This window comes from Paraburkholderia sp. D15, from assembly GCF_029910215.1.
In the GTDB taxonomy this organism is placed as follows: domain Bacteria; phylum Pseudomonadota; class Gammaproteobacteria; order Burkholderiales; family Burkholderiaceae; genus Paraburkholderia.
Map to the genome: position 1 here is coordinate 72,468 of NZ_CP110396.1, position 22,295 is coordinate 94,762.

Consider the following 22,295-nt stretch of genomic DNA (forward strand, 5'->3'; position numbering starts at 1 on the left):
GCGATGGCTTCGAACGAATACGACTACATCATCGTCGGCGCAGGGTCGGCGGGCAACGTGCTCGCGTCGCGCCTCACCGAGGACGCGGACGTGAGCGTGCTGCTGCTCGAAGCGGGCGGCCCCGACTACCGCTTCGACTTCCGCACGCAGATGCCGGCCGCGCTCGCGTATCCGCTGCAAGGGCGCCGCTACAACTGGGCGTACGAGACCGATCCCGAACCGCACATGAACAACCGGCGCATGGAGTGCGGACGCGGCAAGGGACTCGGCGGATCGTCGCTGATCAACGGCATGTGCTACATCCGCGGCAATGCGCTCGACTACGACGGCTGGGCGCAACACGCGGGTCTGGAGAACTGGACCTACCTGGATTGCCTGCCGTATTTCCGCAAGGCGGAGACGCGCGACGCCGGCGCGAACGCCTATCACGGCGGCGACGGTCCGGTGCATGTGACCACCAGCAAGCCCGGCAACAATCCGTTGTTCGCCGCGATGGTCGAAGCCGGCGTGCAGGCCGGCTTTCCCCGTACCGACGATCTGAACGGCTACCAGCAGGAAGGCTTCGGTCCGATGGACCGCACGGTGACCGCGAACGGCCGGCGTGCGAGCACCGCGCGCGGCTATCTGGACCGCGCGAAAACGCGGCCGAATCTGACCATCGTCACGCATGCCGTCACCGATCGCGTGCTGTTCACCGGCAAGCGCGCGGTGGGCGTCGCGTATCTGCATCACGGCCAGACGCTCAGCGCGCACGCGCGCCGCGAGGTGCTGGTGTGCAGCGGCGCGATCGCCTCGCCGCAATTGCTGCAACGCTCGGGCGTGGGCCGCTCGACATGGCTGCGCGAACTCGGCGTGCCGCTCGTGCACGATCTGCCCGGCGTCGGCGAAAACCTGCAGGACCATCTGGAGATGTACATCCAGTACGAGTGCAAGGAACCGGTGTCGCTCTACCCCGCGTTGCAGTGGTGGAACCAGCCGGCCATCGGCCTCGAATGGATGCTGAACGGCACGGGCATCGGCGCGAGCAATCAGTTCGAGGCGGGCGGCTTCATCCGCACCCGCGACGACGACGCGTGGCCGAACATCCAGTATCACTTCCTGCCGGTCGCGATCAATTACAACGGTTCGAACGCGATCAGGATGCATGGCTTCCAGGCGCACGTCGGTTCGATGCGTTCGCCGAGCCGTGGCCGCGTGAAGCTGACTTCGCGCGATCCGAACGCGCATCCCAGCATCCTGTTCAACTACATGGCCGATCCGCTCGACTGGCGCGAGTTCCGCGACGGCATCCGCATCACGCGCGAGATCATGCGGCAACCGGCGCTCGACCGTTATCGCGGCCGCGAGCTGAATCCGGGCGCGGAGCTGGTCAGCGACGAACAACTCGACGCCTTCGTGCGGATGCGCGCGGAGACCGCATTTCATCCGTCGTGTTCGTGCAGGATGGGTTACGACGACATGGCGGTAGTCGATCACGAAGGCCGCGTGCACGGCATGGAGGCGCTGCGCGTGGTGGACGCGTCCATCATGCCGCGCATCACCACGGGCAATCTGAACGCGCCGACCATCATGCTCGCGGAAAAAATCGCCGATCGCATTCGCGGACGCGAGGCGCTGGCGCGCGCCGACACGCCCTACTTCGTCGCGAACGGCATGCCGTCGAGAAAGCGCGACGCGACCGCGGCGGTGTAACTCCGGCACCGCCGCTCATCGCTCATCGCCTGCATCGAAACCCCGACGATCAAAGCCCCAACTGCGCGATGAACAGATTGGTGAAGCCCAGCACCCCCGCCTGCCCATAGCTATTGCAGGTGGGCGACGCGTAGCCCGGCGCGCAATCGTCATCGCGGTCGAACGACCAGAAGTGCACGCCGGCCAGGCCGTTCTGCTTCGCGAACGCGGCCACCGTCGCGACATCGGCGGTGGTGAAGGTCTCGCCCTGGGTGTCGTTGCCGCCGATCATCGGCGTCAGTTCGATCTGGCTATACGGCACGCCGTAATAGCCATGCAGATTGATCGCCGCCTGCACCGCCGACTGCCCCATGTCGCACGCGCCGTCGCTGCCCACCACGCAGTTGCCGGGAATCGCGCTGCCGTAGTCCATCGTCATCAGGTTGACCGTGTAATTCGTCAGACCCGCGGACTGGATCGCGTTCATCACCATCATGCCGGTGCCGCCGAGGCTTTGCGCCGAGTTGCCGCCTAGCGTCGCGATCGTGAAACTGAAGCGCAGGTTCGGGTAGCTGCGCTGCGCGACGATCACGCGTTGCACGAGATTGTTGATGTCGTCCTGGCTTTGCCCGGCTTCGATATCGAAGTCGACGCCTACCATGTTGGCCGAGTAGTAGGTCTGGATAAACTTGCTGAAGCCCGCGTCCGAGCCGCAGGTGAACGACCCGGCCGCGCCGCCGGTCGACACGATGTAGCGCTTGCCCGCATTCACCGCGTTCTGCACATTCGCGCCGGCCACCTGTGCGGGCGTGAGGCCGGCCCAGTTCTCGCTGCCGCATTCGCCGGTGGCGAACGCCCAGGTCAGCGTATCGAGCTTCGCGGGCATCACGCTGAGAATCGGTTGCAGGGAGCCCGTCACGGCGGTGGAAATCACGTTCGTGTTCCAGTTCATGTTGATCGTCAGATCCTTGTACGGACTGAAGACGAACGCCGTCGGCGAGGCTTGCGGAACGGACATTTTCTTTTGACTCACGCCGGCGGGATCCGACCCGCCGCCGCCGCATGCCGCGATAAGCACGCATGAAAGACTGGCCACAAGACTTTTTATCAGTTTGGCTTTCAAGGCTATCTCCTGAGTGAGCATCCAGTTGTCGGCCATTGTGCTGACGGGTCCGGTGATCCACCCGCACGCGCGGTTCGCGGAAATGGCCCTCAGGCAGCTTAGTAATTTCCCGTACGAAAACACCTGTTCATGTGGAGAGGTCAGGTCAGGCCCGCGTCACGGGAGCGTTTCTTGCGCCACAAGATTTTCTTTACCCTCGCGCAAGTTATCGTCGATTGTCAGCGCGGCGTAAAAGCCGGATAGTGCGGCCTCGGCTCGACGCGCATCGGATCGATTCCGGCAACGCGCTCGCCGACGACATCTCAAGGCACATTCAAGACTTCAAGGAACGCCGGACATGAAGCGCACCACGCTTAACCTCGTCACGTCGCTGTTTTTCGCCGCGCTATGCGCGAATGCGCCCGCTGCGCGCGCGGCCGATGCCGATGCTGCACAGGGCAATGCCAACGCCTCGGCCAAGGGCGCGGCAAACGCATCGGCCAACGAAGCCGCAATCCGCCGCACGGTCGATGCCGCGATCGAACCGCTGATGGCGAAAGACGGCATTCACGGCATGGCGGTCGGCGTGATCGTCGCGGGCCAGCCGTACGTGTTCGACTACGGCGTGGCGTCGGCGGAAACCGGCAAGCCGGTCACGCGCGACACGCTGTTCGAACTCGGCTCGGTGAGCAAGACGTTCACCGCATCGCTGGCCTCGTATGCGCAGGTGAACGGCAAGCTGGCGCTGACCGACCGAACCAGCCAGTACCTGCCGGCGCTGCAAGGCACGCCATTCGGCGACGTGCGTCTCGTCAGCCTCGGCACGCATACGCCAGGCGTGCTGCCGCTGCAGGTCCCCGACGAGATTCACGACGACGCGCAGTTCCTGCAATACCTGAAGGCGTGGAAACCGGGCTGCGCGCAAGGCACCTGCCGCACCTATTCGAATCCCGGCATCGGCACGCTCGGCATGATCACCGCGAAAAGCATGGGCGGCGATTTCACCGCGCTGATGCAGCAGCGCGTGTTTCCCGCGCTCGGCCTGAAGCACACCTATATCGATGTGCCGCCCGCTCAGATGCCCGACTACGCGCAGGGCTACAAAAAGGACGGCGCGCCGATCCGCGTGGCGCCCGGCGTCCTCTCGGCCGAGGCCTACGGCGTGAAGACCACGGCCGCCGACATGACCCGCTTCGTGCAGGCGAACATGGGGCTCGTGCCGCTCGACGGCCAGTGGCAACGCGCGCTGACCGACACGCACATCGGCTACTACCGCGCGGGCGGGATGACGCAGGATCTGATCTGGGAGCAGTACCGCTATCCGGTGGCGTTGAGCACCTTGCAGGAAGGCAATTCGTCGAAGATGGCGCTGACCGCGACGCCCGTCACCGCGATCGAACCGCCGCAGGCGCCGCGTCAGGACGTGTGGATCAACAAGACCGGTTCGACGAACGGCTTCGGTTCGTATGTGGCCTTTATTCCGGGCAAGCAACTGGGGATCGTGATGCTGGCCAACAAGAATGTGCCGATTCCGGAGCGCGTCGCCGTCGCGCATCGCATTTTGACGGCGCTCGATGCTCAGATGCGTTGAGTGCGAATCGACAGCGCGTCGTAGCGCGCGGGGTGAAGCTTGCTGATGGGAAGCCGTGGAGACATGTCATGAATGAAACGCGTCGCATGACGCACATCGGAGCGGGAACGATCGCGCGGTTCGCGCTATCTGGGCTGGCTGCGTCGATCGGCCTGGCCGCATCGATCCCATCGACGCACGCCGCCGGAACGGCGAACGCGACAGCCGCCAGCGCCCCGGATGCCAGGCCGACCGTCGTGCTGCAACGCGTACCCGTGGCCGGCACCGATCGCGAAATGGGCATGGGTATCGCGGAATTCCCGCCGAACGCGGCCAAGCCGCGGCATCGCGCGAGCGGTCCGGAGGTCGCGTACATCCTCGAAGGCGAAGTCACCGTGCAGGTGGACGGCCAACCCGACCAGGTGGTCCACGCGGGCGAGAGCTACCGGATGCCGGCGAACGTCGTCCATGTGACGAAGGCCGGACCGGCCGGCGCGAAAGTGCTGGCGACGTGGGCGTGGGTACCCGGCAAGCCGTTCAACGTGAACGTGCCGAAGTAACACGACGAGCGTGTCGCGATCCGCTCGCCGTCGCCCTCAAAAACCGCCCTCGCGCTGCATCACCGCCACCAGCGAACGCAGCCACTTGCCTGCATAGCTTTCGCGTCCGCCATCGAGCGATGCGCTGCCCGACACCTCGCGCGCGAGCGTCCGGTCGCCGTCGCACTCGTCGATCCGCACGCGCCAGGTGGCCTGCAGCGGCACCAGTTGATGCGTCTTCGCATCCTGCTCGGCGGGAATCGGGCCGCCATACGTGCTCGCCACCGACGGCTCGTCGAGCGTCCCGATGTTTACCTTGTCGACGGCCTGCACCCGGCAATGCACCGGACCCATCTCCGCCAGCGTCGCGACGAACACGGCCGGCTCGCCGGGCCGCACGCGCCCCACGTCGTTCTCGCCGACGAACGCATCGCCCTTGATGCCGCTCGGCCCCAACACGTCGAACAGATGCTCGCCGCGCGGCAGCCACGTGCCGGCCACGAGCGCATCGCCGGGCGCATTCAGCGTGCCGTCGAACGGCGCGCGCACGGTCAACTGCTCGATCTCCGCCTGCAAACCGGCAACCGTCTGCCGCGCGGCGTCCCAGCGCCGCGTCAACGCCACGCCCTGCTCGCGCAGACGATCGTCGAAGGCCTGCTGTTCGACCTGCCAGCGCAGCAGCGCTTCCTCGGCCTGCGCGGCCTTCAGCCGATAGTCGAGGTCCGGCGACACGATGGTCGCCAGCACGTCGCCCGCCCGCACGGTCTGGCCGTCGCGCGCCGGCGGCGGCGTGGCCGCCACGTAGCCCGCCGCGACCGTGTACAGACCTTGCGCCTGGCGCGGTCCGAACACCGCCGGCGCACTGACGCCCGCCTGCCACGGCAGCACGATGAAACCGGCCAGCAGCGCGGCGAGCAGCGCCGAGCGCCGCGTCTGACGCCGCCACCGCAATTGCGCGCGACGTTCCCAGCACGCGGTCGCCTCGCGCCACATCGGCCGCATGATGAACCAGCCGAACTCGATGCAGAACAGCATCAGCCCCAGCACCTTGAAGAATGCGTGATACACGACGAGCGCGATCGAGAAGAACACCGCGAGCCGGTACAACCACGTCGCGAACGCGAAGCCGATCAGAAAACGCCGCCGCGACGGCGCGCACGGCTCAGGCTGCGGCTCGCCGAAACCGAACAGCCATTCGCGCAGCCACCAGCGGCCGAGCGCGAACGCGCGGTCGTGCAGGTTCGGCATGCCGAGCCAGTCGGACAGCAGGAAGTAGCCGTCGAAGCGCATGAACGGACTCGCGTTGATCGCGAGCGTGCCGATCCAGGTGGTGGTCGCGAGCAGAAACGCGCCGGCGCGCAGCGGGCCGTCGGGCAGCAGATTCCACGCGAGCGTCGCGACCGCCGCGAGCGCGAGTTCGCTCAGCATGCCGGCCGCGCCGATGCGCAGACGGTCCGCGCGGCCCGGCACCTTCCAGGCCTCGGTGGTGTCGGTGTAGAGCACCGGCAGCATCACGAGGAAGGCGAGCCCCATGGTCGGCACGCGGCAACCGTAGCGCTGCGCGGTGAACGCGTGGCCGAACTCGTGCAGTATCTTCGCGAACGCCAGCGCGATGCCGACCGCGACGATCCCCTGCAGATCCGCGTACGAGTGGAAGGTATGCAGGAATTCGTCCCAGCGGCGCGACACGAGGAACAGGCCGAGCAGCGCGCACGCGCCGATCGCCATCCAGAACGGCGGCTTGTAGGCGAACGACGCGTAGCGCGCGGTGCGGCGCAGAAACGCCATCGGATGCCACAACGGAATGCGGATCATCAGATAGTGCTTGAGCAGCCACATCGCCTGGCCGAGGCGGCCGGCCTCGGCGCGCGCGGCGAGCCGGTCGGCGTCGCCCGCGCTCTGCGCGACCAGCAGGTTCTGCTGTTGCAGCATCTTGCACAGCGCTTCCATGTCGTCGAGCGTGACGGTGAGCGTCGTGTCGCGGTTCACGCTGGCGACGATCGCGTTGGCGTCGTCGAGCGGCCAGCGCGACAGCATCTCGAACGCGGGCCAGCCGATCTGGAAGAAACGGTTCGCGGCGGGATCGTGCAGCATCCACGTCGGCGCGCCTTCGGCACTGGGCGCGCCGGCGCTGAGTGTCAGTTCCTGGCGTAGTTGCGGCAGACGGCTCATCGGGTTACCTGCCTCACCAGCCGAGCCACTGCCGCGCGAGCGTCAACGGACGGCGCAGCACGTAGTAGAACAACGGCACCCAGCGGCCGTGAATGCGTGCCGTGCCCATCGCGCCGAGCGGCGGACGCGCGTTCGCCGCGGTGTCGTCGAAGCTGGCCCGCACGCGGTACGCGAGCACGCCTTCCGGCGTCGGCTCGGCGCGATACGCGACCGAGTCGATACGCGCCTCGTAGGTGGCGAGCGGCGAGCTCTTCGGATACAGCGTGATGGTCGCGCCCGCTTTCACGTCGACGTTATCGGCGACCGGCACATAGGCGGTCAGTTCGACGTGGGCCGGGTCCGCGAGCAGCAGGATTTTTTCGCCGACGGCGACCGCCTTGCCGGTCCATTCGTTCGGATCGGAAAACACCGCGACGCCCGCGCGCGCCGCGCTCACGCGCACGCGCGCGAGTTGCTGCGCGGTGTAGTCGAGCTGCACCGCGCTTTGATCGAGCTTGCCCTTGCGCTCGGCCATGTCGAGACGGTTGCGGTCGTCGGTGACGGCGAGCTGCGCGGTCTGCCGGTACTCTTCCTGCGCGGTGTCGAAGTCCTTGCGCGCGAGCGCATAGCGTGACTGCAACGTGGTGGGGTCGAGTCCGAGCAGCGGCGTGCCGGCCGCGACCGGTTGATTGGGCTGCACGTACAGGCGGTCGATCACGCCGTCGAGCGGCGCGCGGACCACGAACGGATCTTTCGGCGTCACCTCGGCCGGTGCGAGCACCGTGAGGCGCACGGGAATCACGCACGCCACCGCCAGCGCGATCAGCACGCGGCGCTGTTGCCGTCCCGGTTTGAGCATCGTGCGCGCGCGTTCGACCAGCGAGGGCCGCGGGCCGAATGCGGCGAACGCATGCGACCAGACCTGCGCGAGTTCGGCGAGCAGCGCGCAGTCCACCGCGGTCCACGCGGCATCGCGCGCGAACACCACGCCGCCGAGCGCACGGCCGCCGCGATCGGTGAGCGGCAGCCATAAGCCGTGCTCAGGCCACCACGCGCTCCATTCCTCGATCACGTGCGCGGCGGCGGGATCAGCGGCGAGGTCTGCCGCGGTGAATGCGCGGGCGCGTTCGACGGGCGCGGCCGGCGCGTTCTGCGCCGCCGACGCGGCCGCGTCTTTCGAATCGGCGGGATGGGCTGCGTCGTTCGATGCGCCGTCCGGCTTGCGCGCCAGCACGCGGCACAGCGCACCGAGCCACTGCACGTACGGCGCGTTCGGATCGCTTTCCGGCAAACCCGACACCGCGGCCACCGTGCCGGGCGCGGTGCCGCGCCACCAGGCTGCCTGCCTGTACGGCAGCAGCGACAGCGTTTCATTGACGACCGTGAAGCCGAGCGCGGCTTCGGTTTGCGCGGCGCGCGCGCGAGCCGCGAGTTGCCAGAGCGTGGCGAGCTGCTGCGCGTCGATGCGCACGCTGCTCGCGTTGCCGCCGGGCGATGGCGCTCCCGGCGCCGGATGCATGTTGCTCATCGCATCATCGGCTGGCGAAGGTCGCCCAGCCGCTCATGCCGGGCAACAGCTCGGGCACGCTGCCGGTCAGCGCGGCCGTCACGTCGACGGTCTGGGTGACCGGATCGACGCGCGCGCCGATTCGCGCCACCTGGGCCGGATAGGTCTTGCCGACTTCATCGACCTGCACGCTGAGCGCGTGGCCCGGCTTCAGCCAGACGAGCCACTTCGACGGCACGATCATTTTCAGTTCGAGGCGGCTGGTGTCGACGATCGTCAGGAGCGGCTTGCCCGGTTCCGCGAACTGTTGCGGCGCGGCCGAGCGCTTCGACACGCGGCCGTCGAACGGCGCGGTGATCACGCATTTGTGCACGGTCGCCTGCATGTACGCGACCTCGGCATTGCTCGCCTTGAGTTTGGCGGCGGCCTGCTGCACTTCGAGTTCGCCGACCGAATGCAGTTGCGCGAGCCGTTGATCGACGTTCAGCAGATCGCTCGCGGCGCCGGCCTCGGCCTGAGCCTTGCGCAACTGCGCGTTGTACAGCGAGCAATCGAGCGATACCAGCGTCTGGCCGGCGCGAAACGCGTCGCCGTCGCGCAGCGGCAGCGACGCGATCTTGGCGGCGATTTCGCTCGACAGATCGACCTGATCGCGCGACACGAGCTGAATGCGGATGCGCCCGTCGCCCGACGCGTCGGCCTGCTGGGAAGCAGTCGACGCGGCAGGCGCGGCAGGCGCCGGCACGGAGACCGGCTTGACCGCGGGCTTGACGGCAGGCTGCGCCGCGGGTTTTGCATCGGCCTGGGCGCCGGGTTGCGCGCTCAGGGCCGGTAGTGCGGACAACGACATCACTGCGGCTGCACACCACGCCGCGCACTGCGAAAACTTCATTGCGTCTTGACTCCACTATTCGCTTGCAGCGGCGCCGTGGCGCCGGCAGGCGCATTGGCCTGACTCACCGTCTGGGTCTGCACCGCGGCCACGCCGCCCGCCGCACCGGCCGGGGTCGCGGGCAGCGGCGCCGGCGGCAGGTTGCCGCCGTGACCGAGCGCGTACCAGCGCTGCTGTTCCTGATTGATCGACTGTTGCAGCGACGCGAGGTCGTGACCCTTGACCGCATCCGGCACCGGATCGAGACCGAGCGTGGCGAGCAGTTGCCCGTACGCGTTTTCGAGTTCGCCGTAGCTCTGGTACAGACGCAGTTCGGACATCATCGCGCCGGTCGCCGCGCGGATTTCCTCCAGCTTGCCCTGCGCGTTCGCCTGGGTCGCGTTGTGCGTGTGCTGCAGAATCTGCTGGTCGACGTCGTTCATCTGCTTGAGCAGATCGAACTGACGGCGCTTCGCGCCCAGTTCCGTGCTCGCGACGTGCACCTGGGTCAACACCGCCATGCTCAGCGCGAGACGCTGGGTCTTCGCCACTTCGAGCTGCGCGTCGGCCATGCCCTTGATGTTCTTCACGTTGATCAGGTTCAGCAGGTTCCAGCTCACGCTGATACCGGCCGCACGCCACGCGTTGTAGACGAGGAAGCTGTTGCTGTCGTAATGCGTGCCGAGGCTGAACTCGATACCCGGCAGCATCTTCGCCATCGCCTTATGGGTTTCGTTGACGCTGATCCGCTCGTTGTAGCTCGCCTCGACCAGCTCCGGACGACGCTCCAGCGCGGTCTCTTCCATGCGGTCGATCGGCATGTCGAAGGTCGGCACTTCGAAACCGTCCGGCGGCGCGAGCGTGTAGTCCTTGCCCGGTTCGAGATTCATCAGCGCGGCGAGACGCGGCTTCGCTTCTTCGAGCTGATCGCGGATCTCTTCGAGCTGACGCATCAGGTCGAGCAGCGCGTGCTGGTAGTTCAGCGTATCGAGCGGCGCGCGCAGGTTCTCGCGCTGCGCCTGACGCGAATCGTTCAGCGCCAGGCGGGCCTGATCGAGCAACGGTCCGATACGGTCGCGCAGACGCTGCGCGCCGGTCGCCTGCCAGTAGGCTTCGCGCACCTGCTGCATCATCAGCTGCACGACCTTGCGGCGGCGCTGTTCGAGCACCAGTACGTGGTCGGCCTGCTCTTTCGCTTCGTAGTAGCTGACGCCGAAGTCCAGCAGGTTCCACGAGAACGACAGGTCCGCGGTACGGTCGTTCTTGTCGGTCGAGTACGACGGTGCCAGCGATTGCTCGTTGGTGAACACGTTGGTCGACGACGAGGCCAGCGGATGGTTGCGCGTCGTGTAGCCGGCCTGCGCGGTCAGCTTGGGCAGCAGGTCGAAGTTCGACAGGTCGAGCTGCTTCTGCGCGAGCGCCTCTTCCATCATCTTCAGCCGATGATCGAGGTTGTAGCGGATCGCGCGCGCCATCGCCTCATCGAGCGTGATCGGGCCGCTGACGGCCTGCTGCTGCGAGAACATCGACGTGCGGTCGGTTTGCGCGGTCTGCGTGCGCTCCGCGTCGGTAAAGGGAACGGGTTTGATCGCGCAGCCCGACAGCCAGATCACGGCGAGCGACAACGCCAGCAACGCAGGACGCGGTGCACGCACCGCTACGGACGAGGAGTTCAATTCGGCTGCTCTCTTTCGAAAAGTGATGGGATTCTGGAAACGGTGGACGCTCATGCGTGACCTCGCGTGACGGTCTCGTTCGCGGGTGCGGTGGCGGCTGGGGCGGCGGCGACGGTCGGACGCGCGACGTGCAGCGTCGCATGGGCACGCACGAACTGTTCGGCGAGCGACGGTTTGGCCAGCGGCGCCTGGTTGAACTGCAGCGCCGCGTGCGGCACGGTGGCGGGCGTCGTGCCATGGTTCGCACCCGGTGCACGCAATGCACCATGCTCCCCATGACCGGCCTTGTCCGTGGACGCCGCGCGGCCCGTGCCGCCGAATTCGATCGCCACGTCGCGGCGCGTCTGATGCCCCTGCGCATCGCGCGCGATGATCGAGATGGTCAGGTCGCGCTGATTCGCCGGCACCTTGCCGCTCAGCGTGCCGTGCACCGGGTCGTAGTGCATCCAGCCCGGCAGCGGACGGCCGTCGGCGAGACGCAGTTCGACGTGCGCGTCGGCGCCCAGCGGCAAGCCTTCGCTCGAACCGATCATGACCGGCAGCGAGACGACGAACGCCTGATCCGGCCGCACGTTCAGATGCACGGCGAGCGCGGGCAGATCGAGCGACAGCGGCGTATTGCCCGGCGCCGGCGTGGCCTCGTTCGGTCCGACCGAGGTGTCGCTCAGCGAGCCATGATGACGCGAGGGATCGGTGCGACCGTTGTTCGCGTAGCCATGCGCGCCGATTTCGTCGGCCACGAAGGTTGCCGTATGGACCGCCGGCAGCGACCCCACTTCCGGCTGCGGCGCGAAGGCGTCGAGCACGATCAGCGGATTCGAGATGCTGTCGGTCAGATTGCGCGGGAAGCTGATCACCGTGTCGGGCGCGGGCGCATTGAATGCGCTCGGCGTCGCCGGGCCCGCGCTCGACGGACCCGCCGCGCTCACGCCGTTGCCCTTGGGCGGCAGCGTGGTCGGCGTGGCGGGCGCCGGTTGGCCCGACTGCGCGGGCGGTGCCGACGACACGACAGGCGGTGCGGCGGCGATATTCACCGTGCGCGTGGAAGCCTCGCTAGTCTTGTGGCCGTCGTTGACCGAGATGCTGATCGTGCGGCTCGTCGCACTGGTTTCGCTCGCGCTGTCCGCGTACGTGACGCTGGCGAGCGCGGCCTGCCATTGCGCGAGCGTCGTGCCCGGCCCTGCCGCGTTCAACGTCAGCACGCCGGTCGCCGCATCGTAGGTCGCGGTGATGCTGCCGGTCGCCGCGCTCGGGTGAAACGCGAGCACGTCGCGATCCGGGTGGAAGCCGCCGGTGATCGAGATGGTCGCCGAGGCGAGCGTGGCGCCGCTGTCGGCATCCGTCACGCTGATCTGCGGTGCGATCGTGACGGGTTGCGCGTTCGGTCCGCTCGCGAAGGTCGGCGTGCCGTCGTTGCCGATCGAGACCACCGGTGTCTGATCCGTCGCGGTGATCGTGATCGTCTTCGTGCCGGCGGCGCTGTCCTTCGTGCCGTCGTTGACGCTGAAGCTGATGGTGCGCTGGGTTGCGTCGGGCACGACGGCCGTGTCGGTGTAGGTGACCGACCGCAGCGCGGCCTGCCATTGGGCGAGCGTCGCGGTCGCGCCCGACGAGCTCAGCGTCAGCACGCCGGTCGTCGCGTTGTAGCCGGTGACGGTGATGTTGCCCATCGTCGCGTTGTCGTTGGTGAACGACAGCACGTCCTGGCCGGCGTGGAAGCCGCCGGTGACGGATACCGTCGCCGAGGCGAGCGTCGTGTTGTCGAGGTCGGATACCGTCACGCCGTTGTCCACCACCACCGGCGTCGAGGCGGCGTTGTCACCCGAGACGAACGCCGTGCTGCCGTTCGACGTGCTCAGGACCGGCGTCTGGTCGACGTCCGCCACGGTGACCTGCTTGCTGCCCGCGGCGCTGTCCTTGGTGCCGTCGTTGACGGTGAAGCTGATCGTGCGCGTGGTGTTGTCCGGCGTCAGGGCCGTGTCGGTATAGGTGACCGAACGCAGCGCGGCCTGCCATTGCGCGAGCGTTGCCGACGCGCCCGTCGAACTGAGCGTCATCACACCGGTCGAGGCATCGTACGTGGCCGTGATGTTGCCCATCGTCGCGCCGTCGTTGGTGAACGACAGCACGTCCTCGCCAGCGTGGAAGCCGGTGGTGACGGATACCGTCGCCGAGGCGAGCGTCGTGTTGTCGAGGTCCGACACCGTCACGCCGCCGTCTACCACGACCGGCGTCGAGGTCGTGTTGTCTCCCGCCGTGAACGCCGTGCTGCCGTTCGACGTGCTCAGGACCGGCGTCTGGTCGACGTCCGCCACGGTGACCTGTTTGGTACCCGCGGCGCTGTCCTTGGTGCCGTCGTTGACGGTGAAGCTGATCGTGCGCGTGGCGGCGTCCGGCGTCACGGCCGTGTCGGTGTAGGTGACCGAGCTCAACGCCGCCTGCCACTGCGCGAGCGTCGCGGTCGCGCTCGTGGAGGTGAGCGTCATCACGCCGGTCGATGGGTCGTACGAGGCCACGATGTTGCCCATCGTCGCGCCGTCGTTGGTGAACGACAGCACGTCCTCGCCCGCATGAAAGTTGCCGCTGATGGAAACGGTCGCGCTTGCGAGCGTGCCGTTGTCGAGGTCCGATATCGCGATGCCGTTGTCCACCACCACCGGCGTCGAGGCGGTGTTATCGCCCGCCGTGAATGCCGTGCTGCCGGTCGACGTAGTCAGGATCGGCGTCTGGTCGACGTCCGTCACCGTGACGGTCTTGCTGGCCACCGTGCTGGATTGAATGCCGTCGTTGATCTGGAAGCTGACCGTGCGCGAGGTCGGGTCGGGCGTGATCGCCGTATCGGTGTACGACACCGCGCGCAACGCCGCCTGCCATTGCGCGAGCGTCGCCGTCTGGCCGATCGAAGTCAGCGTCATCACGCCGGTCGCGGCATCGTACGTGGCCACGATGTTGCCCATCGTCGCGCCGTCGTTGATATAGCTCAGCACGTCTTCACCAGCATGGAAGCCCGTACCGATCGACACGGTCGCCGAGGCCAGCGTGCCGGATTCGGGGTCGGTGATCGTCAGGCCGCCGTCCACCAAGACCGGCGTCGATATCGTGTTGTCGCCCGCCGTGAAAGCGGGCGTGCTGCCGCTGAGCGTCACGTTCGGCGACGAGCTGAGCACGTCGACGTTGCTGGACATCGACGCGCTGTTCTTCACGCCGTCGTTGACCGTGAAGGACACCGTGCGGTTGCCGAGCGGCGAGGTCGGGCTGTTCGAGAACGTCACCGAGGCGATGGCGTTCGCCCATTGCACGTTGCTCGCCGTTGCTCCGGAGGAAACGAGCGTCAATACGCCCGTCGCCGCGTTATACGACGCCGTGATATTGCCGAACTGCGACGAACTGGTGTTCAGGAACGAGAGCGTGTCGCCGGGCTGATATCCCGACGTGATCGCGACGGTGCCCGAGGCCTGCGCGGGGTTGTCGAGATCGCTGACCGTCACGCTGCTGAATACGGTTTGCGCACCGGTGCCCGCCACGTAGTCGACCGTACCGCTGCTGACCGAGGTAACCGGTGTCTGATCCGTATCCGTCACGGTCACGTTTTTCGTGCCGGCCACGCTGGTCTTGCTGCCGTCGTTGACCGAGAACGATATCGTGCGGGTCGAGTTGCCCGGCGTGACCGCCGTGTCCGTATACGTCACCGTGCGCAGCGCCGCCTGCCATTGCGCGAGCGTCGCCGACGCGCCCACCGAGCTGAGCGTCATCACGCCGGTCGCCGCGTTGTAGCTGGCGGTGATGTTGCCCATCGTCGCGCCGTCGTTGGTGAACGACAGAATGTCTTCGCCGCTATGGAAGTTGCCGGTGATCGACACGGTCGCGCTCGCGAGCGTGCCATTGTCGAGATCGGACACCGTGACGCCGTTATCCACCGTCACCGGCGTCGAGGCCGTGTTGTCGCCCGCGACGAACGCGGTCGATCCGCCGCTGGTGCTCAGCACCGGCGTCTGATCGGTATCGGCGACGGTGACGTTGCGCGACACCAGCGCGCTGTCCTGCGTGCCGTCGTTGACCGTGAAGCTGATCGTGCGCGTGGTGTTGTCCGGCGTGACTGCCGTGTCGGTGTAGGTGACCGAACGCAGCGCCGCCTGCCATTGCGCGAGCGTCGCCGATCCACCCGCCGAGCTGAGCGTCATCACGCCGGTCACCGCGTTGTAGCTGGCGGTGATGTTGCCCATCGTCGTGCCGTTGTTGACGAAACCCAGCACGTCTTCGCCCGCATGGAAACCCGCGCCGATCGATACGGTGGCCGACGTGAGCGTGGTGTTGTCGCGGTCCGATACGACGATGCCGCTGTCCACCGCCACCGGCGCGGCAGGCGCATTGTCGCCCGCCGTGAACGACGCGCTGCCGCCGCTGGTCGTGACGACCGGCGTCTGATCGACGTCGGTGACCGTCACGAGCTTGGTAGCCGCCGCGCTATCTTTAGTGCCGTCGTTCACCGAGAAGCTGATCGTGCGGGTCGCGGGAACCGGCGTGACGGCGGTGTTCGTGTAGGTCACGGCATCCAGCGCGTTCTGCCACTGCGCGACGGTCGCGGTTCCGCTGGCCGAGTTCAGGACCAGCACACCGGTGAGACTGTTGTAAGTCCCGCTGATGTCGCCGAACAACGTCGGGCTGCTATTGGAGAACCCCAGCACGTCCTCGCCGCTGTGCAGATTGCCGGTGATCGACACGACGGCCGAGGCCAGCGTCGTATTGTCGAGGTCCGAGACCGTGATGCCGCTGTCGATCGCGACCGGCGTCGACGTGACGTTGTCGCCCGCGGTGAAGGCGGTCGAGCCGCCCGTCGTGGTGAGAATCGGCGTCTGGTCGGTATCCGTGACGGTCACGGTGCGCGTCGAGGTGGCGCTGCTATGGCTGCCGTCGTTGACGGTGAAGCTGATGGTGCGGGTCGCGTTGTTCGGCGTGACCGCCGTGTCGGTGTACGTGATCGAGCGCAAGGCCGACTGCCACTGCGCGAGCGTCGCCGTGCCGCTCGCCGAGCTCAGCGTCATCACGCCGGTCGTGGCGTTGTACGTCGCCGTGATGTCGCCCATCGTCGTACCGTTGTTGGTAAAACTCAGGACGTCCTGGTCGTTATGATAGTTGCCGGTGATCGAGACAGTCGCGCTTTGCAGCGTCGTGCTGCCGGCGTCGGTCACGGTCAGGCCCGAGTCGATCGTGACCGGCGTGGACGGCGCATTGTCGGCGGCCACGAAAGCGGCCGAGCCGCCGTCGGTCGTGACGACCGGCACGGCGATGACCGTCACCGTGTTGGTGACGGCCACGCTGCTCTTGGTGCCGTCGCTCACGGACAGCGAAATCGTGCGGCCGCCCGGCGAACCGCTGGCGGCGTCGGAGAAACGCACCGCGTTGAGCGCGTTGTCCCACTGCGCGAGCGTCGCGGTGGCGCCCGTCGAGCTCAGCGTCATCACGCCGGTCGCGGTGTTGTACGACGCGCTGATGTTGCCCATCGTCGCGCCGTCGTTGATGAACGACAGCGAATCGCCCACCACGAAACCGCTGCCGATCGACACGTTGGCCGACGCCATCGTCGTGTTGTCGCGATCGGCGATGCTCACGCCGCTGAACACCTGCGTGGCGGCCGTGCCCGCGATGTACGAGACGCCGCTGCTGGAGGTGCCGAGGGTCGGCGTCTGGTCCGTATCGGTGACCGTCACCGTGCGCGTGGACGTGGCGCTGGTGTGCGCGCCGTCGTTGACGTTGAAGCTGATCGTGCGGGTCGCGCTGTTCGGCGTGACCGCCGTGTCGGTGTACGTGATCGAGCGCAGCGCCGCCTGCCATTGCGCGAGCGACGCGGTGCCGCTCGCCGAGGTCAGCGTCAGGACGCCGGTGCCCGCGTTGTACGCGCCGCTGATGTCGCCCATCGTCGCCGGGTTGTTCACGTACAGCAGCATGTCTTCGCCGCTGTGGAAGTTGCCGGTGATCGACACGGTGGCGCTCGCCAGCGTCGGGCTGGCCGCGTCCGAAACCGTCAACCCGGCGTCCACCGCGACCGGCGTGGAGGTCGTGTTGTCGCCTGCGACGAAGGCGGCCGAGCCGCTGTCCAGCGTGATGTTCGGGCCGGACGTGACGTTCACCGTGTTGCTGATCGCCGCGCTGTTCTTGCTGCCGTCGTTCACCGTGAACGCCACGGTGCGCACGCCCGGCGGCGCATTCGACGCGTCGGCGAAGCGGATCGCGTCGAGCGCGTTGTCCCACTGCGCGAGCGTGGCGGTCGCGCCCGACGAACTCAGCGTCAACACGCCGGTGCCCGCGCTGTACACGGCGCTGATGTTGCCCATCGTCGCGCCGTCGTTGGTGAACGACAGCACGTCGCCGGACTGGAAACCGTTGTTGATCGAGACGGTCGCGGTCGCCATCGTCGTGTTGTCGCGGTCGCTGATCGTGACGCCGCTGAACACTGGCGTGGAAGCCGAGCCGGCCAGATAGGTCGTGCCGGTGCTGGAGCTGCTGAGCGTCGGCGTCTGGTCGGTATCCGCGACGGTGACGTTGCGGGTCGCCGTGATGCCGGCGGACACGCCGTCGTTGACGGTGAAGCTGACGGTGCGGGTAGCCGTGATCGGCGTGATCGCGGTATCGGTGTAGGTCACGGCCTGCAACGCGTTCTGCCACTGCGCGATGGTCGCCGAGCCGCCCGACGAGGTCATCGACAGCACGCCGGTGCCCGCGTTGTACGTCGCCGTGATGTTGCCGTACAGCGTCGCGTTGCTGTTGGTGAACGACAGCACGTCCTGGCCCGCCTGGAAGCCGGTCCCGATCGACACCGTCGCGCTCTGCGCGGTGGAGGATTGCGGGTCCGACAGCGTGATGCCGTTATCCACCGCGATCGGCGTCGACGTGACGTTGTCGCCCGCCACGAACGGGGCGCTGCCGCTGCTGGTCGTGGCCGTCGTGCCGAGCACGGTGTACGTGAAGTTGTTCAGCGTCGGGGACATAAAGCCGTCGTCGCCGACGTCGACGATCTTCAGCGACGTGAGATTCTGGAAGTCCGCATTGCTGGCAAGGCTCTTGGTGCCTGAGAACAGGCCGCCCGACACCAGCACGACTTCCTTCGACGTGTCGCCGTTCGGAATAAGGTAGATCGTGCCGTCGGAAAACGCGTCGATGTCGAAACTTTGCAACGCGAAATGCTGGCCGCTCGCGAGCGCGATGTTCAACGACGACATCTGCGTGCCGTTGAAGTTGACCATCAGCACGCCGTCCGTCGGGCTGCTGGACAGCGGCGGCGCGCCGAACGGATCGGTCGTCTGCGTGTAGACGTCGCTCTCCACGGCCTGATCGGTCGTGTAGGTGATGCCGTCGAGCGTGAAACTCGTGCCCGTGGTGTCAAAAGCCGGCGACACGTGGTTGTCGTAGGTCTCCACCGTCACGCCGAGCAGCGCGTTGTATTGCGCCTGCGCCGCCGCCGATTCGATCACCGGCGTGTGCACGTCGCCGACCGTGTATTCGAGCGTCCAGTTGCCGCCGAGCGCGGCAAGGCCGGTCGGGTCCGTCGAGGCCGCCACGTTCAGATGCGTGAGGGCCGCGATGTTCTGTACCAGCGCCTTGCCGTCCGCGTTCTGCGCGACGTCGCAACCGTAGATCAGGAAATCGCCGCCCGGCTTCATTTCCGCGCCGATCTGCGCCAGCTCGGCGCTGTAGGTCGACAGGTCGCCGGCGTTCAGCCAGCTCGAGCCCGCCTGGATCTCGCCGTCCGCGCCGTGCGAGATCAGATGAATCGATTCGATGCCCTTGTGGGTCTGCAGATACTGCGCGATCTGCGCGAAGCCGTCGGTGTTCGCGTTCAGCACCACGTATTGCGTGCCGGCCGGCAAACCGGCGATCAGCGCCTGGTAGTTCGCGACGCTCGGGTCGATGAACACCACCTGATGCGCCGCCCCGTCGCCGCCGTGGCTGGCCGCGCCGGACTCCGTCGCCTTCGTGTTGTCCTTGTTCGTGCTGTCCTTGCTCGCGTCGGACTTCGCCGCGTGATCGGGTTTGACGTCGTGCTCGGCGACCGGCTTCGGCGTGGCCGACAGCGAGCTGGTCGCGCTCGCGTGCGAGTCCGCTTCCGCGCCATGCGGATGCGGCGCGACCGCCGCGACCGAGGCGTCGTACACGACGCGCGGTTCGAGTGCCATGATCAGCGGCGCCGGCGCAACCGGCGCACGCGCGCCGGTCGAGTCGCCGGTGTCGCCCAGACGCTTCAGTAGTTGCTTGACGATTTTCATGACACTCGCTCCGCGGGGCGCCGCTTGCCGCGCCCATTACATTGACGACCTGCAACTATCGATGGCCGCCGCGCCGCGGCGGCCGAACCCTGCGTGTTACTGCCGCGTCGGGTACACGCCCTGCATCGCGATGATGAAGGTCGTGCCGAGGAACGGATTGCGCAGGCTGATCGGCTGGCTGCCCCCGGCCGCCTGGTTGACGATGGTCGGCGCCGTCGTCGTCACCGATGCGTTGAACGGCGCGAAATTCGTGTTCGCCGCCGACGTGCTGTAAATCGTGGCCGCATGGCCGCCCGACGAACCCTGGGCGAGCACGGTGGTGGGACCCGGCGTCGCCGTGGTGTTGGTCGTCGCGGTGGTCGCCGGCACGCTGATCTGCGCGGTGCCCGTGCCGCCGCCGGTGACGGTGGCGACGTGCGAGTGAATCGGCATCTGCGATTGCAGAATCGTGGTGGATTCGGCGCCGCTGATTTCACCCCAGACGACCGGCGCTAGGCCCGGCCCCGAGCCCGTGCCGACCGGCCCGCGCCCCTGGAAATCCGGCAAACCGAAGGTGGTCGTGCCGGTGCCGCCGAACGTCGTGCCGAGCAGCGCGAACAGCGCGTTGTTCTGGGCGATCGACACGATCTGCCCCTGGCACAGCGCCCAGCCTGCCGGCGCAAAATTGAAGCCGACCATACGAATTTCGCCGAGATACTGATCGCTCATGAACTTCTCCTGGAGAGAGGACGGGTAAAACGCCGGGTCGCGAGCACGACGGCCGGCGTCATTGCGGGGACTCGACCGGCTGTTGGGGCGCCGGTTTCAAGGTGTGGATCACGATGCACAGGGTCGCGGCGCCGCTTTTCTGCGGACGTGTCGGCGTGGCGAGCAGCACCCACGCGCGGCCATCCGGCGCGTCGATGCGGTAGTTATCCTGGGGAAGCTGCACGCCCAGCGGCAGCTCGAAGAAAGCCTGGTAGCAGACGTAGTCGTCGTCCATCGCAACGCCGGCGGGCGCGTCGATCAACCGCGCCTGAACCGCCGTGCCCTGCTGCGACGTCAGCGTGAAGAGACCGCCGAGCGACTCGATCAGCTCGGCATGTGTAGGAATTGCAGACAACCCGCCCCCCGGCAGTGAATTGGTCGCGCGCCGTTCGCCCGAAAATGGCCGACCGCCTTTTGTGGCGATGCATAGCGCATTTAACGGACGGGTTTTGAAACACCGTACCTTGTTTCGATGTGGCTCGATGCAAGGGTTAACGGCGCGCGTCAAACCTGGCTTGAAAATATTGTTGTTATACGAGGCGCTTTATATGCGCGCCGCATTTTTGACACATTTACTCGAAACTGGACTGCAGGCCCGGCAATGATTCGCCGGGAAAATCGAACGGCATGACTTCACGCCGCATCGATTCATAAATGCCATTTTCTCCGCTTTTCGCGAAGCCTAGCCGACGATAAAGCGATTGCACCGGATTGTTCATTTCGACATACAGCGTGATCGGCAAACCGGCCTGCGCCGCCCTGTCGACCACCGCGTGCATCAAACGCGTGCCGATACCCGCGCCGCGAAACGCCGGCAGCAGGGAAATATCGATCACGTTGACTCCCCGCTCCCGATGCCAGTTGTGATACAGACGGCCCGCGGGGGTATCGCCGGCCATCACGACGTCGAAGCGGCCGGCCGGATAATGGCGGCGGTAATAGACGTCCTGCATATCGAACTGCTGCGCGAGCAGCGCGTCGATCTGCTCTGCCGTCCAACCGGTGGCGGCAAATTCTTCGGCGCGCGTGCTGACGAAAACGCTTTTCAGGAACTCCCGGTCGGCGGGTGTCGATGGGCGCAAGGAAACCGCGGATTGCGCGATCGGTGCGACCAGATCCGGCATTGCTGTCATGCGCTTGCTCTTGCAGGGATTTATGAGATGCGTATGGGATCGGATCGTAACGGGTTGTTAATAAGCGTGCAATCGATTATTCAGGAGATTGCGGGAAGGGATTTCCCGGATTGCGGACGGTTTTCGCGAGGCGCTGTTTGAGGTTTGATTGGGAGCGCTGCTTAATCAGTGAGTTGCGGGAAATTTTGCCGATTCGTTTGGTTTGAGTTAAACGTTTGCGCTTGTAACAATCTGAAATGTGAACGAACGTGTTATTAATGCATGGTGAGTATTGCTGATTGGGCTTTTTCGCCCGCTTACTGCGCTTCGTTTTCCGGTCTCGCGTTGGGAAGCGCTTCCACCGGCAACAGAATCACGGGAATATGGGCGGAGTTCTGTAATGTGCCGTCTCTGGAGCCCGCCCCGATCCAGTCCTTGCCATCGATCATCTTGTTGGTGCTCTCGACCGTTTTCGACAACATGCATTTCCTGTTCTGCTCGACCCGGAGAACCGCACCTAGCGACGCGTTCGAAGTGGGATCGGCCTTTGCCTGTTTGTTGTCACGCGTATGGATCCGGATATTGAAGGGCTTGCCGCCGCCCGAGGCCGCCACACAAAAATTGCGCCCCGTCCGTATCTGTTGACGCCCTTCGCCCAGGTTCGGCTTCCACGGGCGTTCGGTGGATGGATGAATCAGTGTCATCAATGCGGTCGCGTCAATAGCGCCATTATTTCTCAGTGATTTCAATTGCGCTTCGGACGTCTGCATTGAATGACTCATCGGCTGCAAGGCGTGAATTCCATTCGCCTGCTCGATCGAATTGCGACGCTGCACGCCATTGTTAAATGCAATGGCCTGGCGATGCTCGTCGGAATTCGTTCCACCGGGCGCCTCGCAATCGAAGAACACGAGTTCTTCGTCGTCGGAGTCGGTCGCCTCAGTCGCCTCCATCGTCGACGCAGCCTCGCGCGACTGATCGCAAAGGGGCTTTGCCGCCTTGTCCGGGCGCATGTACAGGGAATAGGGCATGGCGACGCCTCCTCATACCGGTCCGCAACATGAATATGAAACCAACACAATTTCGTT

General features: G+C 66.3%; 13 protein-coding genes. 3 read left to right on the plus strand and 10 right to left on the minus strand.

Annotated features, from left to right (window positions below):
• The first annotated feature begins 3 nt into the window (after window positions 1–3).
• Window positions 4–1,692, plus strand: coding sequence for a choline dehydrogenase (gene betA / locus LFL96_RS19955; protein ID WP_281002444.1), 1,689 nt, complete (start codon window positions 4–6; stop codon window positions 1,690–1,692).
• Window positions 1,693–1,741: 49 nt separating this feature from the next.
• Here the strand turns inward: betA and LFL96_RS19960 are convergent, their stop codons facing one another.
• Entirely contained in the window at window positions 1,742–2,704 is a 963-nt protein-coding gene (locus LFL96_RS19960) for a glycosyl hydrolase family 18 protein (RefSeq protein WP_281002445.1), read from the minus strand.
• 427 nt (window positions 2,705–3,131) lie between these two features.
• On the opposite strand from LFL96_RS19960, the gene ampC reads away from it, so the two are divergent.
• Window positions 3,132–4,364: a class C beta-lactamase gene (ampC, locus tag LFL96_RS19965; RefSeq protein WP_281002446.1), complete on the plus strand. Its 1,233-nt coding sequence runs from the start codon at window positions 3,132–3,134 to the stop codon at window positions 4,362–4,364.
• A gap of 68 nt (window positions 4,365–4,432) precedes the next feature.
• Window positions 4,433–4,903: a cupin domain-containing protein gene (locus LFL96_RS19970; RefSeq protein ID WP_281002447.1), complete on the plus strand. Its 471-nt coding sequence runs from the start codon at window positions 4,433–4,435 to the stop codon at window positions 4,901–4,903.
• Between the two features lie 36 nt (window positions 4,904–4,939).
• Here LFL96_RS19970 and LFL96_RS19975 read toward each other — a convergent pair whose 3' ends face one another.
• From LFL96_RS19975 to LFL96_RS20015, 9 genes are all read right to left on the minus strand, one after another.
• A complete protein-coding gene (locus LFL96_RS19975) occupies window positions 4,940–7,054 on the minus strand; it encodes an HlyD family efflux transporter periplasmic adaptor subunit (RefSeq protein ID WP_281002448.1) in 2,115 nt (704 codons plus the stop codon).
• Window positions 7,055–7,067: 13 nt separating this feature from the next.
• A complete protein-coding gene (locus LFL96_RS19980) occupies window positions 7,068–8,561 on the minus strand; it encodes an HlyD family efflux transporter periplasmic adaptor subunit (RefSeq protein ID WP_281002449.1) in 1,494 nt (497 codons plus the stop codon).
• 4 nt (window positions 8,562–8,565) lie between these two features.
• Window positions 8,566–9,432 carry an efflux RND transporter periplasmic adaptor subunit gene (locus LFL96_RS19985; protein WP_281002450.1) on the minus strand — a complete coding sequence of 289 codons (867 nt, stop codon included), beginning with the start codon at window positions 9,430–9,432 and terminating at the stop codon, window positions 8,566–8,568.
• The gene (locus LFL96_RS19990; protein ID WP_281002451.1) at window positions 9,429–11,141 is read right to left on the minus strand and encodes a TolC family protein; all 1,713 of its coding nucleotides are present in this window, start codon (window positions 11,139–11,141) and stop codon (window positions 9,429–9,431) included. Before LFL96_RS19990 ends, LFL96_RS19985 begins: the two co-directional genes overlap by 4 nt.
• A complete protein-coding gene (locus LFL96_RS19995) occupies window positions 11,138–19,348 on the minus strand; it encodes a DUF4347 domain-containing protein (protein ID WP_281002452.1) in 8,211 nt (2,736 codons plus the stop codon). The genes LFL96_RS19990 and LFL96_RS19995 overlap by 4 nt, the downstream gene beginning before the upstream one ends.
• A 96-nt stretch (window positions 19,349–19,444) precedes the next feature.
• Window positions 19,445–20,056 (minus strand): tail fiber protein, encoded by a 612-nt coding sequence (locus LFL96_RS20000; protein ID WP_281002453.1) that lies wholly within the window; start codon window positions 20,054–20,056, stop codon window positions 19,445–19,447.
• A gap of 58 nt (window positions 20,057–20,114) precedes the next feature.
• Complete coding sequence (locus LFL96_RS20005) at window positions 20,115–20,450, minus strand: hypothetical protein (RefSeq protein WP_281002454.1); 336 nt, start codon at window positions 20,448–20,450, stop codon at window positions 20,115–20,117.
• Between the two features lie 217 nt (window positions 20,451–20,667).
• Window positions 20,668–21,228, minus strand: a complete 561-nt coding sequence (locus tag LFL96_RS20010; RefSeq protein ID WP_281002455.1) for a GNAT family N-acetyltransferase — start codon at window positions 21,226–21,228, stop codon at window positions 20,668–20,670.
• Between the two features lie 296 nt (window positions 21,229–21,524).
• Window positions 21,525–22,238: a hypothetical protein gene (locus tag LFL96_RS20015; protein ID WP_281002456.1), complete on the minus strand. Its 714-nt coding sequence runs from the start codon at window positions 22,236–22,238 to the stop codon at window positions 21,525–21,527.
• Between the last annotated feature and the right edge of the window lie 57 nt (window positions 22,239–22,295).

Coding starts and splice junctions, on each gene's coding strand:
- LFL96_RS19975 (WP_281002448.1), bottom strand. CDS start 7,054: ATGAGCCGTCTGCCGCAACTACGCCAGGAACTGACACTCAGCGCCGGC.
- LFL96_RS19995 (WP_281002452.1), bottom strand. CDS start 19,348: ATGAAAATCGTCAAGCAACTACTGAAGCGTCTGGGCGACACCGGCGAC.
- LFL96_RS20000 (WP_281002453.1), bottom strand. CDS start 20,056: ATGAGCGATCAGTATCTCGGCGAAATTCGTATGGTCGGCTTCAATTTT.
- LFL96_RS20010 (WP_281002455.1), bottom strand. CDS start 21,228: ATGACAGCAATGCCGGATCTGGTCGCACCGATCGCGCAATCCGCGGTT.
- LFL96_RS19970 (WP_281002447.1), top strand. CDS start 4,433: ATGAATGAAACGCGTCGCATGACGCACATCGGAGCGGGAACGATCGCG.
- LFL96_RS19990 (WP_281002451.1), bottom strand. CDS start 11,141: ATGAGCGTCCACCGTTTCCAGAATCCCATCACTTTTCGAAAGAGAGCA.
- LFL96_RS19985 (WP_281002450.1), bottom strand. CDS start 9,432: ATGAAGTTTTCGCAGTGCGCGGCGTGGTGTGCAGCCGCAGTGATGTCG.
- LFL96_RS20015 (WP_281002456.1), bottom strand. CDS start 22,238: ATGCCCTATTCCCTGTACATGCGCCCGGACAAGGCGGCAAAGCCCCTT.
- ampC (WP_281002446.1), top strand. CDS start 3,132: ATGAAGCGCACCACGCTTAACCTCGTCACGTCGCTGTTTTTCGCCGCG.
- LFL96_RS19980 (WP_281002449.1), bottom strand. CDS start 8,561: ATGAGCAACATGCATCCGGCGCCGGGAGCGCCATCGCCCGGCGGCAAC.
- betA (WP_281002444.1), top strand. CDS start 4: ATGGCTTCGAACGAATACGACTACATCATCGTCGGCGCAGGGTCGGCG.